Raw genomic sequence first — 17,006 nt, 5'->3', positions numbered from 1 at the left:
AGTGCAAGATAAACAGGTAAAATAGAGCAAAACCCGTGCATAACCACCTGCGATCATGTACAAGAAAGCTGAGCTTGCTCTCCTCCCAGCCTTAGACTTTGAACTAGCCAACGGCTCTAAATTGTCTGGTGACAACCGCTGGGTAAAAATGGCCCAAATAATCCCGTGGTCTGAATTTGAATCAGAATATGCGGCCAACTTCCCCACAGACTCATGGGGCACCCGCCAAATCGTTTCGGATGGCATTGGGGGCATTAATTATCAAAGAAAAACTGGGAATTAGCGATCGCGAAACGGTAGAACAGATACGTGAAAACCCCTATCTACAATACTTTATCGGTCAATCAACCTACAGTAATGAACTACCCTTTGACCCATCACTATTAGTACACTTTCGGCAACGAATTAGTCCCAACCTAATTAATAAAGTGAACGAACGCATGATTGAAAAAATGCGAGAAATCACGCCAATCAAACCCGAAAAAAAAAAGGATTCGGACGCCAAAAATGAGTCACCCAATCGCGGCAAACTAATCAATGCAATCTGCATGCAAATTTGGGCAAGGAAAACGAAGATTCGGTCTGAATCGAGTAATGGCTAAACTTGATAATACATCTGCTACAGTTATTGCAATTACTTTTTTGGTCATCAACCTTACTACCTGGTGGCGCCGGGTTTTTTGTGTGTTTTTATGTTTATTTGGAAAAAGAACACCTGTTTTTGGGTTGAAGATAATCTCCAATTATAACTGGATGAAAACGATACAGAAGAACTTATATTAACCAAGCTTGAATATATCGATCGCTCCTGTGATTGGTTTGCGATCGATTATTCAGCAAACCCGAATTAGAGACAACTATTTCATTAGACAATCTTGCCACAGATGTAGAAGGCGACCCTCTGACAATTAGCGTCCTCAATCCAGTAAACGGCACAGTAATTTTCAATCCCTTAACGAACAAAGCATCCTTTAAACCAGCAACCGGTTTCTCTGGAATTGCCAGCTTTGATTTCCTTGCCAGCGACGCTTTTGGGAGTTCAACGCCCGCGCGGGTGACAGTCAATGTCAGCGATGTTCCTCTGCTGAATCTAGATTTTGTGAAGCGAAATCCGATCCTCAATGCAGGAGAAAATACGGAATTGATTGTACTTGGAGACTTTGCCGACCAAAAAGGTGTAGTGCTCCCAGATTCTTATTTAACTTACACTTCATTCAATCCAGAAGTAGCACCAATAGACGCAGCCGGGAAAGTGACAGGTTTAACCAACGGCACTTCAATTTTGAGCGCATCTCGAAATAACCTGCAAGCAGTCACCCCCATTCGGATTGGGACGATGCCAGCACCCACAACAGACGCTCAATTGCATCAGATACTAGCCGAAATGTACGGACTAGACCCATACCCAGATGCCGTCTCCCTATCTGTTGGTTCAACACGGAAACTCTCTCTCGGCTTAAACTCCAACTTCACCGAAGCCAACCTAACCGCAGCCAGCACAGGTACACGCTACTTTAGCAACAACAGCAACATCCTAAACGTCAGTCCCGACGGCACCATTACAGCAGTCGGCATTGGCGATGCCACCGTTACGGCCATTCACGGAACCGCCTCCGCCACCATTCCAGTTCGAGTCGAAGCACCGAAAATCGGCACAACAGCCTTGGGAACCGACGGTGGCATCATCAACTCAAGCGACGGAACCCTAGCAGTCATGATACCTCCGGGCGCCCTTAAACAGAATGCAACCGTCAGCATTGCCCCAGTCAACCAACAAAACTTGTCCCTACCGCTGCCACCGGGATTTGAATTTGCAGGGGCCTTCAACTTAAACTTTGGCGATAACTCCCTGAATATACCCGCCCAGTTGGCAGTACCAGCACCCGCCGGATTAGCACCTGGAACTGTGGCATACTTCCTGCGAAAAGGAGCAATTCCTGACGCAACCGGCACTTGGAATCCGATTTGGCTGCAAGAAGAATCAGGCATAGTCGGGGATGACGGCAACATTCGCACCCAGTCTCCTCCCTATCCAGGTGTTGTCAGACCGGGCGAATACGCAGTAGTTTACGCCAGTCCGACAGGCAGCGCCACCTTAGTCAAAGGTCAACTTACCCTCAACTACAACTTCCCCCTAGCATTTTTTGGCATCATTGACCCCCTGGGAAACATCGGCCAGCTAATCGACCCGGACAAATTCGTTACCACCCCAGCCTTTACAGTAACTCGCGACATATCTTCAGTACAGGTAGTAGCAATCCCCAAGGTGGGACTGCCCGTAGTCACAGAGGTGGGCGTGCAGCGAAACGACGACGGCACCGCCACTTTCAAGGCAGCTTTGAATATGCCAGCCCCAACTACCTCTGACCCCACAACACCTCCTGTCCTCCAAAAAGCTGAACTGAAATTCAAGGATGAGAACAACCAGCAATTTGAGAACAATGAGCCCCTCTTATTTCTGACCGGGGGCAACATTTTAGTCAACAACGCCAGCGACTCCAAAGGCAGTAAGTTTGAAGATTTGACAGTTAAATTCTATGCAGGCAACTCTATGTATGAGGGCACTGTAGTACCGACACGCAGCCGCTCTCTTGGGGGCAATCAGTATGAAGTAGCAGTTAAAGTGCCTGATACAGTAGTGCTGGGCGCTTCAGGCGTCGTGCTGGAGAGGAAGCAGAACCAGACCGTCGAGCAAAAAGGCGTTACACCAGTATACAAAGAAATCCAGTACAACAGCAATCCAATTCGGCTGCCAGAGGGGGCAGAGTACGTTTTTGCAGCCTTGGGCGGTTCTGACCGAGTAGCGGTTCTCAACGGTAAAAACCCCGAATCAGTGGTTGATACTACAAACAGCAAGGACTTGCTGTTGGCTCAAATTCCTGTGGGGACTAGCGGTGTCACAGATTGGGCAGAATCAACAGCCGTGACTAGCGACGGAAATCGCGTTTACGCAACCTTGAGGAATTCAGGTCAAGTGGCATTGGTCGATCCAATGGTACTGCGACAGGTAGATACTGTGCCAAATACTTCAGGCGTCAATCCCATTGTCCTCCCGGCGGGCGCTAGACCCAAGTCAATAGTCATCAGTCCTAGAGACGATTATGCTTACATTGGCGACTTGAATCAAGCGAAAATTTACGTCCTTGACATCAACCCTAACTCGGCAACTTATCACAAAGTAGTTGAGACTATTAACGTCACTTCACCATTAGGATTGAGTCAGTTGGCAATTAGTAGTGACGGGCGGCGGCTGTTCGGCACGGGTTCTGATAATAATGAGCAAGTGCCTAATCGTCGGATTTATGCAATCAATATTGACTCGAAGGATCGACCGAAGGATGAAGATTCTAATCCTCGTAAGTGGCATCAACAAATCGGAGTTATTCCTACTATTTCGGAGACCGAGGGAATATCAGCTACGAATGAGCCGACGAAAATGGTGTTCACGAACGGATTGAATCTGATTAATACTGACCAGAATGACGGGCCTGGTTTTGGGGTGTTGGAAATTACTTCGGACGATCCTCTTAACTTTACTGCTTCTGTGAGTTATGCCCCTTTAAGTTTGGGTTTTCCTACTGATTATTTTGATGTGAATGAGGGGGTATCTGTCACTGTAACGCGGGATGGGCGGTATGGGTTTGTGGCTGGTCGCAATTCTGGAAGTCTTGGCCCTTATGCAGATGTGCGTTCTGGGGGAAATATTGGGATTATTAAAGACCCCTTGGGGCCAAATCCTCAATTAATCGGTGCTACCAGACCGATTCCAGAGGCTCTTACTAACGATTTAGTGCTTTCTAATGACAACAAATACCTTTATGGCTCTTATCCTTCTCTGACTGGTAGCGGGAGCGTTTATGCTTTCGATGTTGAGGAAATGATTAAAACTCTGGACAATCCCGGTCAATTCAAAATTGATAGTCTTGACAGGGGTGTTAAGTCTCCTTTCTTCAATGCTACTACGGCGAGGTCTGTGACTGCGACTGATTTTGCGAGGGTTCCTATTGATGATATCAATCCGGCTGTTAGTATTGCTGCTGACTATGGGATTCTTCAGGAGAATCGACCTGCTAATCAGTTTACTTATGGGGTGCTGCCACAGACAACACGCGCACCCGTAGGTACTGGGGGCAATTTACGGGATTTGAGTTCTGCACCGACTGACTGGTTGAATTTGAAGGGGCCTGGTGCAACTACAAATGACCTGACTCCTACTTTTCAATGGCAGTTTGCTCCTGGTTGGGAGGATGTGAAAGAAGTTAATCTTTTTGTCAGTACGTTCGAGCAAGGGAAGGGTTTATTGCCCTGGGATAAGGTTGTCAATTTATCAGATTCGGCACTCCTTCCCGGATTCTCGGAAACACAAAAGCGTCAACTTCTTTCCAAGCCTTGGAACGGTTATGACGATTTCAATCCCAACCGGATTCTGACAGCGACTTGGAAGAAAGATACTGGTAAGTGGTACGGCCATGACGGGATTACGCCTCTTGACCAACCTTTAAATGACCTCGCAAATACTAGCACTAACTTCACGCTACCGAGGAGTCTTACTGCGGGGCAGAACTACAATTTTGCTGTTGAAGCTGTGAGTAATAGCGGCGCTGTGACCAAAGATTTGGGGCAGTTTAAAACCCTACCTCCTGATAGCAACAGTCCTTTCAGCAGCGTGAGCGTATTGACTCATGGTTTTACACTTTTGCCTAACCAATCTGGGATTCCTGATTCCTTTTTCCAAATGGCAAATAAAATTGCCACTGTTAGCGGCAATACACCGGAAAACAGCGGGTTAATTATGCGCTACGACAAGCCTACAGGTAACTGGATTCCTATAGATTTACAGGGACGGGTGATAACTGATTTGACGGGGGGGCTTAACACCAGCGAACCTAATTATCTCTCTACTTTGGCAAATAACTTAAAAGCTGGGGTAGTTATAGATGGAAAGGAGATTAAATACCTCAACAAAAACAAACCGTTAGTGTTGCTGACAGAATGGTCGCTGGACAGAGAATCAGTCATTCCTGACGTTGGCTTTTCTGAGGGCGCGGCTGATGCAATATTTGCTTCTATGGTGCAGTTAGATTTGGCGTTGGGGGGTGGCGTTGGAGAGTATGAAGGCAATCAATTAAAGCGGTTGTACGATAGCCAAGGGAAGCTGATTCGCCAGCAGGGAGATTTATTCAATTCGCCCATGCACTTCATGGGTTTCAGTCGGGGTACTGTTGTCAATAGCGAAATCGTACAGCGTTTAGGAACTTTCTTCCCCCAAGCTGGTGGGACATCTCTGGCTAACCGAGACTTGCAAATGACAACAATCGACCCGCACGATTTCTACCAACCTAGTTTGAATTTACAATTACCTGGTTTTATTAGCACAAATTTCAGCGATTTCTACGAACCCAAAATTCAGGTTTGGAATAATGTGACATGGGCTGATAACTATTATCAGAATGTGGCCGATCCGAATGGTTTGACTGCTACTCCTAACGGTCGTGCTTTGAGTCTACTTCCACAAGAGGAGTTGAATAAGAATCCCAAACCTGCTGGACTGAATTTTCCTCAAGTTAATGGTGAAGGGGTTGGTGAGGGTTGGTTTTATTCTGTTTTGGGTGGAGGTAAAGACCAACGGACGTTGAGTTCTACTGGGCGCGTTCCGGTGAGTTTTGATAATACTCTTTCTGCTGGTATGCGGGGGGATTATGCGGTTCCTACTCTGTTTAATGGCAATTTTGACCAGTTTATTCCTAATAAGAGTTCTGCTGAAAATTTCGGTCGGAATTTAATCTCTAAGGAAATTCCGGGGTGGTCTTTTCATAATGGTGCTAATTCTACTTTGGTGTCACCTATAAACAACCTTGTAGAGTGGAGTCAGATAGCTCAACAATCTCCCAATTTTTCCAATTACTTGAGCTTATTAGGTATTAACTCTCAAGCTCAAGATTATCAACCCAATTATGCTCTAAAATTAGGTGCGGGCGAGAGTATTACGCACAATCGCTTTGTTGTACCTGATTGGGGAAATTTACGATTTGATATTCATGCCCCAGTTGCTCGTGGTAAACTGCGTGTTACACTGGAAACACTTGATGGTAAATATAAAGAGACAAACGAAATATACCTAGCCAAAGAACTTCAAATACCTACACCTAACGGTATGACTGATGTTTCTCAGGTTACGAGCGCCTACTTAAATAACGTTAATGCAGTAGGATTTGGTCGAGACGGTTTTGAAACTTTTCAGATGAACTTGCAAACTAGAAACGATATCACAAAACAGTATCGAGGACAACCAGCTATTTTGAGGTTTGAATTAGAAGGGGGTGAACCCGTTTACCTAGATAATGTTTTCTTTAAGAGCGATTCTCTTAATTTTGGTAATCCCACTGAAGCTAGATGGGATATGAACGAACCTGCTCAAAATCCTTATCAAACCAATTTATTGCTTGAGAAACCACAGTACACATCGTCTCATAATGCTGTCACTGGATTACCTAACTGGGTTAGTTGGCAAGTTGACAATACTTGGAGTCAGCGATTCGTCGGTCGCACTGGAGATCAATTTATCGTTGACCCCGACTTACCTGGTAGCCCTAACTTCCCAACTTGGCCTCGCATTGATGGGAGGATGTATCAAGGTAGTGGACTTGATAAAGGTCATCTTGTCCCTGATAAAGATAGAAACAGAAATCAGAAAGATGCTCTTGCTACCTACATGAGCACAAACTTAATCCCGCAAGCAATAGACAATAACCGACTGTTCCGCAATAACACAGGTAGCTTAGACCCAGACATTTCGCCTGCATGGTCTAGAATTGAATCAAAATTAGTTGAGCAGCTAATCTTTGATTACAACAAAAAACTTGATATTACGGCTGGTGTTTTTGATACTAAACAACAGAATTGGTCTATCCAGCCAAAAACTAGAGCACCTGAAGCACTGACGGAAGCACAAAATCAGGGAAATACAAATCCTACAAATTTAGAAGCTAACGGAATTCGCATTCCTGGGTGGACATGGAAAACAATCTTGGTTTCCAACAAATCAAATCTTGGGGTACAAGATATTCTTGGCAGTTACACGTACATTACGCCCAACATACCAGAACCTTACACGAACTGGATCGGGCAACCAGCAGTCCCGAATCCACTTAATCAACTGTTAGGTGAAAGCCGCGAACCTATAACAAGTGCCGAACAATGGCGAAGACCAAATACATGGCGAATTTCTATTAATCAGCTTGAAAATTTGCTGAATGCTCAGGGTTCTGACAAGGTTTTTAACTTTTTGTCAAATCTTCCTGAAGATGTTCGGAATCGAATTAAACAACAGAGCGATTTCCAGTTTCCACCTCCCTAAGTCCAACTTGCTTGGGATTTACGCAGAACTATTATGAAATAGGTTGAAAAGATATCTAAATGTTCCAAACATTACTATTATCTCAATGCTGCGTAAGTCCTCTTTTTTTATGAAATAGAGAGATGTAACCCCTACGACAACTTATTCAAGTTTAAAATTCACCCTCCCTAATCTCTCTGCGCGAGCATTCACTCGAGTTGATCGGGCCAGGGATGAACTTTCCAGTTACCCAAGTGGTGTTACAAAAATACATATCTTCTTCAACACCAAAATGATTTTGAATCCCCTCAAGATTACTTCCTGTAAAATCAGGAGCATACATATCAAATACTTCTAAGTATGCACCTCTAAGATCGCAGTAAATTATTTGGGGATTTCGCCATTCGCAGTTACTTAAATGGGTATTTCTTAAGTCACTAAAAATAATCCGTTTAATCCCACTAAAATTACAATTAGTCAATCTAGCACTGGTCAAATTCATGTGACTGAAGTAAGTTTGTCCTAAAAATTTAACGCCAGACAAACTAACATTACTTAGATCGACTTCATGCAAAACTAGATCCCGAAACTCTCTTTCACCTTCATCATAAAGTCTGAGAAATTCCTGAACGTCTGTCAGTCTGTGAGAATCAGTTTGTACCTGGCCATTAGGCATAATAGTTTGACAAAAAATAGTATCTTTTGTCGTTTTAATGTCAGTAATATTAGCTCCTGTTAGATTAGCTCCAATGAGATCGGCACCGCTCAAATTAGCACCACTTAAATCAGCATTAGTTAAGTCAGCATTAGTTAGGTCAGAATTAGTTAAGTGAGCGTTTCTGAGATTGGCTCCTCTCAAGTTAGCATTGAGCAGGAAAGCCGATCCTAAAGAAACTTTTTCCATATTGGCATCGCTCAGATTGGCGTTAATTAGACGAGTCCGCCCCAACTTAAAGTTAGCCCATCTCAGATCTGCCCGGCTGAGATTAATATCAATGAAACAAGGCCAGTCAAGACGAGCGTATTTTAAATCAATCCCTATAAAGTTTCGCTCTCCGGCTCTATACCGTTGAATCATATCAGAGCCAGCGATGAGTCCCTTAGCAATTTCTTGAATATTCATAATTATTGTCTAAATTAGTTTACATCTTGAATTATAGTAAAATAGCGAACCTAATTATCTATCAACTTTGGCAAATAACTTAAAAGCCGGGGTAGTTAAAGATGGAAAGCAGATATGGATCGAGCGATCGGATTCAATTACTATTACCCTCACAAGTTAAGGATCGAACTACTCAATTTAATATTGATGTTCCTGAAGCGCTGTGGAAAGTTGTTTTAATTCCAGAAGCACCCGGTCAAAGTCCTGCAGATATTACAACTAAGGCCATCTCCTTTGGCGTACTTTTGCCAAATACTAACCAACAGCCATCAAAACTAGACTGGCGCAAGCACATTTTCTCAGTCAATGATATTGAGGACTTGACTGGCTATAACTTTTTCTCGAACATTGCCACCGAAGTTCAAGAAAAAATTGAGGATAATACTACTTTACCTCTATTATTTTAAATAATAAGTTTAGGGAGACAGAATTATCCATATGAATGTAGCAGAATTAATCGAGCGTTATAATGCTGGCGAACGTAACTTTGCTGGGGTAGCTCAATATGGTATTTGTAGTGAATTAACCACAATTAACTTAAGCAACATCATTTTAAGTGGAGCTCAGATCAACTCATTCAGCAGAACTAACTTGCGTGGAGCTCAGTTGGTGGGAATCTCTTCAGTTCGTGGTGGACTGGCAGAGGCTGACTTGTCAGGTGCAGACCTGACAGGAGCCAACCTTACTGAGGCTTGGCTAAATGGAGCTAACCTCAGAGGTGCTAAATTGATTGGAGCTAACTTAACAGGTGCTAAATTGATTGGAGCCGACTTAACAGGTGCTGATTTAAGTGAAAGTATTCTTTGTCAAGTAGGTCTTACCAAAATCAAGCTGGATGAAGAATGTCATCGTCAGGTGATTTTGACTAACGCTTTGCTCTGGCAAACCTATCTGCCTGATGGTACGTTTGTTAGCAGTCCAAGGTATCACGAATAAATATGTATCAGGACTTACGCATGGGCAACCAAAAACCTAGTTTCTGTGTCAATATTTATCGAAAAAGAGATAATTTTTGTCAGAAACAGGTTTTTGCGTAAGTCCTATATATGACAATGACCGAAGTAATCTGAGACCTGTGTTTAGTATCTCATGTCGTATACAGGATCGGTAATAAACGTTCCATCAGGCATGAGCGTATTCCAGAGTAACGCACCTGTGCAATGGATATTAAGAGTGTCAATGGGATGACCCGCAGGTCTAATTCGCGTCAAATTTAATTGGCACAGAGAACTATATTCAAAATTAGCATTAAGAGTATCAGCCCCTTCCAAGTTAGCTTGAATCAAGTTAGCATATTCCAGCCTAGCCCCTGTCAAATTAGTACATTCTAAACAAGCCCGCCTCAATGTAGCTCCGTTTAGATTGGCCCATGTTAGGTCTGCCAATGTCAAATCAGCATCGGGCATATAAGCTCCTATTAATTTAGCTTCTTTTAAGTTAACGTCTCTAAGCCTAGCTCCTGGCCAGTAAATTCCACTTAAGATAATATTACTTAGGTCGGCACCGTATAAGACATCAGGATGGTCTGTATTAGCCTCAATCCTCAATCCGGCAAAATTGCGCTCTCCAGCTTGATAGCGTTCTAGTAGTTCATCTGGTGTAAAAAGTAAAATAAAATGATTCCCAAGGGAGGTGTAAGGAGCTTTTACCCCTCACCCTCTCACCCCTCATCCATAAATGTTTGAATAAAGTTAAGTATTGTTAAGCCGATCGCCATAATCAAAATTAAACAACCCAAAAACTAGCTTTGAGATGAGTTTAACCAGCTCTACTGGGGTATTGGTCTCCCCCTCACCCTCTTTCTCCCCCTCACCCCTTCTCCCGCTTCCTTTTTCCTTCTTCACATCGATCTTCGACCATACTACTACGCGATCGGGTTCGGTTATCTCGCATCCCACCATCTAGGCAGTACGAAAATTTCAAGCGATGATAGAACAGAGAGCAAAAAAACCTCTCGATTTGCATGAGTCTGTTTGCATGAGTATTGTGAAGTGGAATTACGGTCAAAAGTAGCAGGGAATTTAAAACCTTAAGGAAAAATGTAGAATCTTAGCCTTAAGACAGAGGTTTTAGCCCTTTACTAACCTCAAAATTTGGAATAATATTGAGCAAAGTAAACTTGAATTCACTTCGCCTTGAACTAGCCGTTAAAGCTAGCGAGCTACCGAAAATCAACCAGGATTGCTGGAAAATCAAGCTTAAAAGTAATCCCCAACAAAAAGCTTCTACCGATCGTTACCGATGAACAGGAGGGGAAACATCTCTCCCTGTAGCAGTCTGTATCCCACTTGCAAAAGTGGGACAGGGTATCACCAACTTTTTATCTGTTGTTACAAGGAGTGCAATACTCACTATGTCCACTACAACCCCCAAAACCAAAACAGTGAAAGCCGATCGCACTAGCACTCGGCCATACTCCTCAACGGATACGGTTCGTACCTATCTGCACGAGATCGGTCGCGTGCCACTACTTACCCGAGAAGAAGAAATTATTTTAGGGAAGCAAGTGCAGCAAATGATGAAATTAGTCGAAGCAAAACAAGCACTTGCTAAAGAATGGCAGCGCGATCTGACTCCCGAAGAGTGGGCGGCCGAAATGGAGTTGACCGAAGCTGAACTAAGCCGGATCTTGCATTTAGGACGACGCGCCAAACAAAAGATGATTGAAGCGAATCTGCGCCTAGTAGTCGCGATCGCCAAAAAATACCAGAAACGCAACATGGAATTCTTGGATTTAATTCAAGAAGGCACCCTCGGTTTAGAACGAGGAGTCGAAAAATTTGACCCGATGCGGGGATACAAATTTTCTACCTATGCCTACTGGTGGATTCGGCAAGCAATTACCCGCGCGATCGCCCAACACGCCCGCACCATTCGCTTACCCATTCACATCACCGAAAAACTCAACAAAATCAAAAAAGTGCAGCGGGAACTTACCCAACAATTGGGCCGGTCTCCCACACCAACAGAAATTGCCGACTTGTTGGAACTGCACCCATCCCAAATTCGGGAATACCTACTAATGTCTAGGCATCCAGTTTCCTTGGACTTGCGGGTAGGAGACAACCAAGATACCGAACTGCAAGAACTTCTCGAAGACGAAACCGCATCTCCAGAAAATTACATTACTTCGGAATTGTTGCGGCAAGACCTCGATACTTTGATATCAGAACTTACGCCTCAGCAACGGGATGTCATAATTCTGCGTTTCGGCTTAGAAGACGGCATTGAAATGTCTCTAGCAAAAGTTGGAGAACGGCTCAATCTCAGCCGGGAACGGGTGAGGCAACTAGAACATCAAGCCCTCGCCCACCTCCGACGCCGCCAAGCTCAAGTCCGAGAATACCTAGCTAGCTAGCACCTAAAAGAGTTTAGATTATCCCCAAAATCTAAACTCTTTTTACCGATGGGTGCTGGGGTTGGGATCTTGTTATATCAATGGTAAGTAAATCCACTTAATTAAACGTAAAATACGGATGACCGAAAAGCTGACTGCATAAGTCTTCTTCCTTCTTCCTGAAGCGGTTCCTGAGCGGAGTCGAAGGGCCTTCTTCCTTCTTCCTTCTTCCTTCTTCCTTCTTCCTTCTTCCTTCTACTTATATCGCCAAATTTGTCAACCCAAATCTTGCACTTATTTTAAATGTGATACTTATAGCCACCTTGTCGTTAGTTAAGACATTTTTACTTACTAAAATCATTAATTTTATTGCAGTTTCAAATCGACTTTTGCCTTCGGCATTCTGCTATAGTGTCAGTCTACAAGTATGGGCGATCGCCCTTGCCTTTTCCCCCAGTAACTTCAGCCACCCATTCCCCGCGGCGCAACTCCTGGTAGGCCAGTCAACTCCAGATGGGGCACAGGAGAGGGAGTTAAAACCCGTTGTGGGCGATCGAACTGTCCCAAATTCAACGCCCGATGCAGCTAGGATAGACGCCACACAGAGTATTTACCTCTACGGTCAGTCTGCTGAGCCAGAACAAATTAAACAAGAGTATTTTGTATTTGAAGTGCGTCAGGGCAAGTTAGTCGGCGCTTTTTACCTACCTCGCTCTGCTTTTTACTGTTTTTACGGCAGTATAGAGGTAAATCAGTTAAATTTAACAGTAGTAGATACCTACGATGGGAGTCGCTCTCCCTACTCGGTAAACCTGCAACAGTATCACCACATTTCCACCGTCAGTGACAACGATCGGCGAATCTTGGGCATTTGCAAGAGAGCTCACCAGGACGAAGTGTGGGGAAAGTAGCCCCGGCATTACCATCTGAGTCAGAATATTTAAACTGTATACTGCTTAACAAGTCAAACTTGGGCAAATCAGCAGTCATAGTTCAACTAACTGCGGTAAAGTTGCTCCTAAGTTGAAACTTTCAGACCGACAAACTATACTCGGCAACATGAAACTGCGTCGGAAGACACTATCTATAGTTGGGATTACCATTGCTGGATTGACTGGTGTTCTGTACGCCACATCCTCAACCATCCTGTTGCGCAGCTTAGTCAAAGCCGAAGAACAAGAAGCCACTCAGGTTGTCCAAGGAGTGCTCAATGTCTTCAGTCAAACCGCAGATGACTTCAACTCCCGCTTTGCAGACTGGTCAGCGTGGGATGATACCTATGTTTTCATCCAAAATCGCAACAAAGAATTCATTGCCTCAAATCTAGTGCCAGAAGGGTTGGCTAATTTGAGAGTTAATATTGCCATATTTGTCAATACTTCTGGCAAGATTGTCTACGGTACTGGTTTAGACACCAAAAAGCTGCAACTAAGACCTGTTCCAGAGACATTAAAACAGCACATTTCTCTAAAAGACCCATTGTTGCAGCACCCCAACGCCGACAGCAGCCTAGGTGGTGTCATGTTGATGCCTTCCGGGCCAATGCTGATTAGTTCCCGACCAATTGTCACTACTAAAAGCACAGGACCGATTCGAGGGACTCTGGTGTTTGGGCGAAATTTGGACGCTGTGGGCATTGCGAAGCTTTCTAAAATCACTCGCCTACCATTGATTGTACACAGCATTAATGAGCCGGACTTGCCTGGTGACTTCCAAAAAGTGCGGGCAAAATTTTCGGGAAAAAAATCGATTTTTGTGCGTGCTGTGAACGAAGACTCGATCGCGGGTTACGCTGTAGTCCATGATATTTACAACCAACCCGCGCTGATATTACGGGTGGACATCCCCAGAGAAACCTATCGCCAAGGTCAAAAAAGTCTGCTATATCTTCTGGTGTCTGTAGGGTTGGCGGGAATCGGTTTTATCGGCTGCACTCTCCTGCTGTTGGAGTATCTGGTGCTTTCTCGGCTGAGCGATTTGGGGAAAGGAGTGAATCGCGTCAGTGCTAGCCAAGATTTGTCGCTGCGACTACCGGTGGTTGGTGAAGATGAGTTGTCCGACCTTGCTTATAATATCAATGGAATGCTCAGCGCGATCGCCACCGCTGAAAACGAGCAAATAGAGGAAAAAGCACGGTATCGAGCCGTAGTCGAGCAGGCTACAGACTGTATTTTCCTGTGGGATGCTAAAACCCAACGCCTTTTGGAAGCGAATACAGCATTTAGAAAATTGCTAGATTACAGCCCCGATGTGATTTCGCAACTGACTATTTACGATATAGTGGCCTACTCGAAAGAGCTGATTGACACCAATATTGAGTTCCTACTAGCGGACAAACAATTCCGAATTGGCGAAGTTCTCTACCGTCGCCGAGACGGTTCCTGCGTGGATGTAGAAGTAAGCGGGAGTGTGATTTCCTACGGTGGCCGGGAGATTATTTGCACCGTTGTCCGCGACATTACCGAACGCAAACAGGCTGAAGCCGAACTGCGAGCATCGGAAGAACGCTACCGACTTTTATTTAAAAAAAATCCCCATCCGATGTGGGTTTACGATTTAAAAACTCTGCAATTTATAGCTGTAAATCAGGCAGCTATAGAACACTACGGTTACACTCGCGAGGAGTTTATCACCATGACTGTTGTGGAAATTCTCCCTCCTGAAAATCCACTTAAATTTATCGAAAATCTACCTTTAGTAGATGACGAAATAACTTCTATCTCTCTCTGCCAACACCAAAAGAAAAATGGTGATATTATTGATGTACAAATTAATTCTTATGAGTTAGTATTTGACAACAGGAAAGCTAAGTTAGTATTAGCTCAGGACGTTACGGAGCGCTTGCAAGCTGAGACAGAACTTTATCAGGCGAAGGAAGCCGCAGAAGCAGCTAATTTGGCTAAGAGTCAGTTTTTGGCTAATATGAGCCACGAACTGCGAACTCCTCTAAATGCAATTATTGGCTACAGTGAAATTCTACAAGAAGATGCCTTGGAATTGGGGGAAGATGATTTTGTAATAGATTTGGAAAAAATTCACAGTGCAGGGAATCATTTATTAGGATTAATCAATGATATTCTGGATTTATCAAAAATTGAAGCAGGGCGCATGGAACTTGTTTTAGAAACTTTTGACTTGTCCGCTGCTCTTCAACAAGTAAAAACAACTGTGGAGCCTTTATTATTGAAGAACAAAAATCGCTTAAACATAGAATTTGAAGTCAATATAGGTGCCATCAACTCTGACCGAACTAAACTTATTCAAATTTTATTAAATTTACTTAGTAATGCAGCTAAGTTTACGCAGAATGGGACAGTGACACTCAGGGTGGAAAGAATTAAAAACGCAGAAAATCCATGGGATTATGACTGTTTAATTTTTAAGTGTATCGATACTGGGATTGGGATGAATGCCCAACAGGTAAAGAAGTTATTTCAACCTTTTACTCAAGCTGATACTTCGACTACCCGCAAGTACGGAGGTACTGGTTTGGGTTTAGCCATAGGCCAGAAATATGCTCAGATGCTGGGGGGAGAAATTACGGTGCAGAGTGAGCTTGGTAAGGGTTCAACTTTTACTGTAATGTTATCCGCTGGGTTATAAATCGAGTGGAGATAGCAGAATTTATCCCACATTGATTAATACTCAATACCTGCCTGAGCTTTAATTCCTTGTTCTCGAAATGGATGCTTAACTAAACTCATTTCTGTCACTAAATCCGCACATTCAATGAGGGCAGAAGGCGCACCTCTACCTGTCAAAATAACATGAGTATTTTCGGGTTTTTGTTCTAATCCTGCTAATACTTGTTCTATTTGCAAATAACCCAGCTTTAATGCTATATTAACTTCATCTAGGAGGACTAATCGGAATTCGGGATTGCAGATAAAAGTTAGAGCTTTATTCCAGGCTTTTTGAGCTGTTTCGATATCTCTGTCCCTGTCTTGCGTATCCCAGGTAAAGCCTTCTCCCATCGCATGAAATTCTAGCTGATTTTCCCACATTTCAAACACGGCTTTTTCTGCTGGTTCCCAGGCTCCCTTGATAAATTGTACTATGGCGACGCGATATCCGTGACCGAGCGATCGCACTACCATACCCAAAGCAGCGGTAGTTTTCCCTTTCCCGTTACCAGTATTGACTATAATTAAACCTTTTTCTTTGGATGAATTAGCGATGCGCTCAGATTGGACTTCTTGGCGGCGGCGCATTTTCTGCTTGTATTGTTCCGCTGTTAAGCCAGTGGTTGTAGTAGTTTCTGTCTTGGTTTCCATTAGAGTTTTTTTTAAGACTGAGAAAGGCGATAGTTATTTCCACATTGTTTGTAAGTTTAGCACGAAACCGGGCAAAATATCTTCTCCTGAAAGTTGTGCAGGAGATTCCAGCACTTCTATTTCTTGTCCTTGGCGGTAGATTTCAACGCTGCGGGTTTTGCGGTTAATTAACCAGCCTAATTTTACTCCATTATTCATGTATTCTTGCATTTTGTCTTGGGTTTGTTTGAGACTGTCTGTTGGTGACATTAATTCCAAGACAAAATCGGGAGAAATGGGAGGAAATTTCTGTTTTTGTTCGGGAGTGAGTGCATCCCATCTTTCTTGTTTAATCCAAGAAACATCGGGAGAACGATTTGCACCGCTTGGCAATTTGAAGCAAGTTGAAGAATCGAAACAAATTCCCAGTTTGGTTTGTCGGTTCCATATTCCAAAATCCGTTGCTATTTCAAAATTGTAACTTCCGGTTTCTCCTCCTGTCGGTGACACAATGATTATTTCTCCTTTGGCGTTGCGTTCAAATTTGACATCGGGGTTTTCGCGACACAGTTGATAAAATTGGTCATCGGTGATTTGGGCGATCGCATTAAAGTTGATGGTGGCTGCTATCATAGTATTATTTGATTTTTTTATAAAAATTTAGATCGTGATTGCTTCCAGACTGTCTGTAAGTTTAGCACGAAACCGGGCAAAATATCTTCTCCTGAAAGTTGTGCAGGAGATTCCAGCACTTCTATTGCTTGTCCTTGGCGGTAGATTTCAACGCTGCTGGTTTTGCGGTTAATTAACCAGCCTAATTTTACTCCATTATTCATGTATTCTTGCATTTTGTCTTGGGTTTGTTTGAGACTGTCTGTTGGTGACATTAATTCCAAGACAAAATCGGGAGAAATGGGA

12 protein-coding genes and 1 pseudogene are annotated in these 17,006 nt (G+C 43.6%); 8 read left to right on the top strand and 5 right to left on the bottom strand.

Annotated elements, in window-relative coordinates:
• Nucleotides 1–55: 55 nt before the first annotated feature.
• From ACBR23_RS04990 to ACBR23_RS04980, 3 genes and pseudogenes are all read left to right on the top strand, one after another.
• Nucleotides 56–411 (top strand): annotated as a pseudogene (locus ACBR23_RS04990) (transposase); the annotation flags it as partial.
• Nucleotides 412–537: 126 nt separating this feature from the next.
• Nucleotides 538–783: a transposase gene (locus tag ACBR23_RS04985; RefSeq protein WP_371121189.1), complete on the top strand. Its 246-nt coding sequence runs from the start codon at nucleotides 538–540 to the stop codon at nucleotides 781–783.
• 31 nt (nucleotides 784–814) lie between these two features.
• Nucleotides 815–7,357 carry a DNA/RNA non-specific endonuclease gene (locus ACBR23_RS04980; protein ID WP_371119142.1) on the top strand — a complete coding sequence of 2,181 codons (6,543 nt, stop codon included), beginning with the start codon at nucleotides 815–817 and terminating at the stop codon, nucleotides 7,355–7,357.
• Nucleotides 7,358–7,508: 151 nt separating this feature from the next.
• On the opposite strand, the gene ACBR23_RS04975 is transcribed toward ACBR23_RS04980, so the two are convergent.
• Nucleotides 7,509–8,459, bottom strand: coding sequence for a pentapeptide repeat-containing protein (locus tag ACBR23_RS04975; RefSeq protein WP_371119143.1), 951 nt, complete (start codon nucleotides 8,457–8,459; stop codon nucleotides 7,509–7,511).
• A 101-nt stretch (nucleotides 8,460–8,560) separates the two neighbouring features.
• Between ACBR23_RS04975 and ACBR23_RS04970 the strand changes: the two genes are divergently transcribed.
• Nucleotides 8,561–8,905, top strand: a complete 345-nt coding sequence (locus ACBR23_RS04970; RefSeq protein ID WP_371119144.1) for a DNA/RNA non-specific endonuclease — start codon at nucleotides 8,561–8,563, stop codon at nucleotides 8,903–8,905.
• Nucleotides 8,906–8,936: 31 nt separating this feature from the next.
• A complete protein-coding gene (locus ACBR23_RS04965) occupies nucleotides 8,937–9,434 on the top strand; it encodes a pentapeptide repeat-containing protein (RefSeq protein WP_371119145.1) in 498 nt (165 codons plus the stop codon).
• Between the two features lie 143 nt (nucleotides 9,435–9,577).
• On the opposite strand, the gene ACBR23_RS04960 is transcribed toward ACBR23_RS04965, so the two are convergent.
• The gene (locus ACBR23_RS04960; RefSeq protein WP_371119146.1) at nucleotides 9,578–10,045 is read right to left on the bottom strand and encodes a pentapeptide repeat-containing protein; all 468 of its coding nucleotides are present in this window, start codon (nucleotides 10,043–10,045) and stop codon (nucleotides 9,578–9,580) included.
• Nucleotides 10,046–10,851: 806 nt separating this feature from the next.
• Here ACBR23_RS04960 and ACBR23_RS04955 point away from each other — a divergent pair.
• The 3 genes from ACBR23_RS04955 to ACBR23_RS04945 all read left to right on the top strand — a co-directional run bounded on the left by ACBR23_RS04955 (nucleotide 10,852) and on the right by ACBR23_RS04945 (nucleotide 15,438).
• Nucleotides 10,852–11,856: an RNA polymerase sigma factor, RpoD/SigA family gene (locus ACBR23_RS04955; protein ID WP_371113601.1), complete on the top strand. Its 1,005-nt coding sequence runs from the start codon at nucleotides 10,852–10,854 to the stop codon at nucleotides 11,854–11,856.
• A gap of 368 nt (nucleotides 11,857–12,224) precedes the next feature.
• On the top strand, nucleotides 12,225–12,746 hold the full coding sequence (locus tag ACBR23_RS04950; protein ID WP_371119147.1) for a hypothetical protein: 522 nt from the start codon (nucleotides 12,225–12,227) through the stop codon (nucleotides 12,744–12,746).
• A gap of 112 nt (nucleotides 12,747–12,858) precedes the next feature.
• Nucleotides 12,859–15,438 (top strand): CHASE4 domain-containing protein, encoded by a 2,580-nt coding sequence (locus tag ACBR23_RS04945; protein ID WP_371113603.1) that lies wholly within the window; start codon nucleotides 12,859–12,861, stop codon nucleotides 15,436–15,438.
• 35 nt (nucleotides 15,439–15,473) lie between these two features.
• On the opposite strand, the gene cobO is transcribed toward ACBR23_RS04945, so the two are convergent.
• The 3 genes from cobO to ACBR23_RS04930 all read right to left on the bottom strand — a co-directional run.
• The gene (gene cobO / locus ACBR23_RS04940) at nucleotides 15,474–16,109 is read right to left on the bottom strand and encodes a cob(I)yrinic acid a,c-diamide adenosyltransferase (protein WP_371113604.1); all 636 of its coding nucleotides are present in this window, start codon (nucleotides 16,107–16,109) and stop codon (nucleotides 15,474–15,476) included.
• Between the two features lie 33 nt (nucleotides 16,110–16,142).
• Complete coding sequence (locus ACBR23_RS04935) at nucleotides 16,143–16,721, bottom strand: Uma2 family endonuclease (RefSeq protein WP_371113605.1); 579 nt, start codon at nucleotides 16,719–16,721, stop codon at nucleotides 16,143–16,145.
• A gap of 17 nt (nucleotides 16,722–16,738) precedes the next feature.
• The coding region (locus ACBR23_RS04930) for a Uma2 family endonuclease (RefSeq protein ID WP_371125632.1) at nucleotides 16,739–17,006 on the bottom strand (268 nt) is incomplete at its 5' end.

The sequence above is a fragment of the Microcoleus sp. genome, from assembly GCF_041354475.1.
In the GTDB taxonomy this organism is placed as follows: Bacteria; Cyanobacteriota; Cyanobacteriia; order Cyanobacteriales; family Microcoleaceae; genus Microcoleus.
The sequence above is the reverse complement of the archived record's forward strand: the minus strand, read 5'-3'. Positions and strand labels throughout refer to the sequence as shown.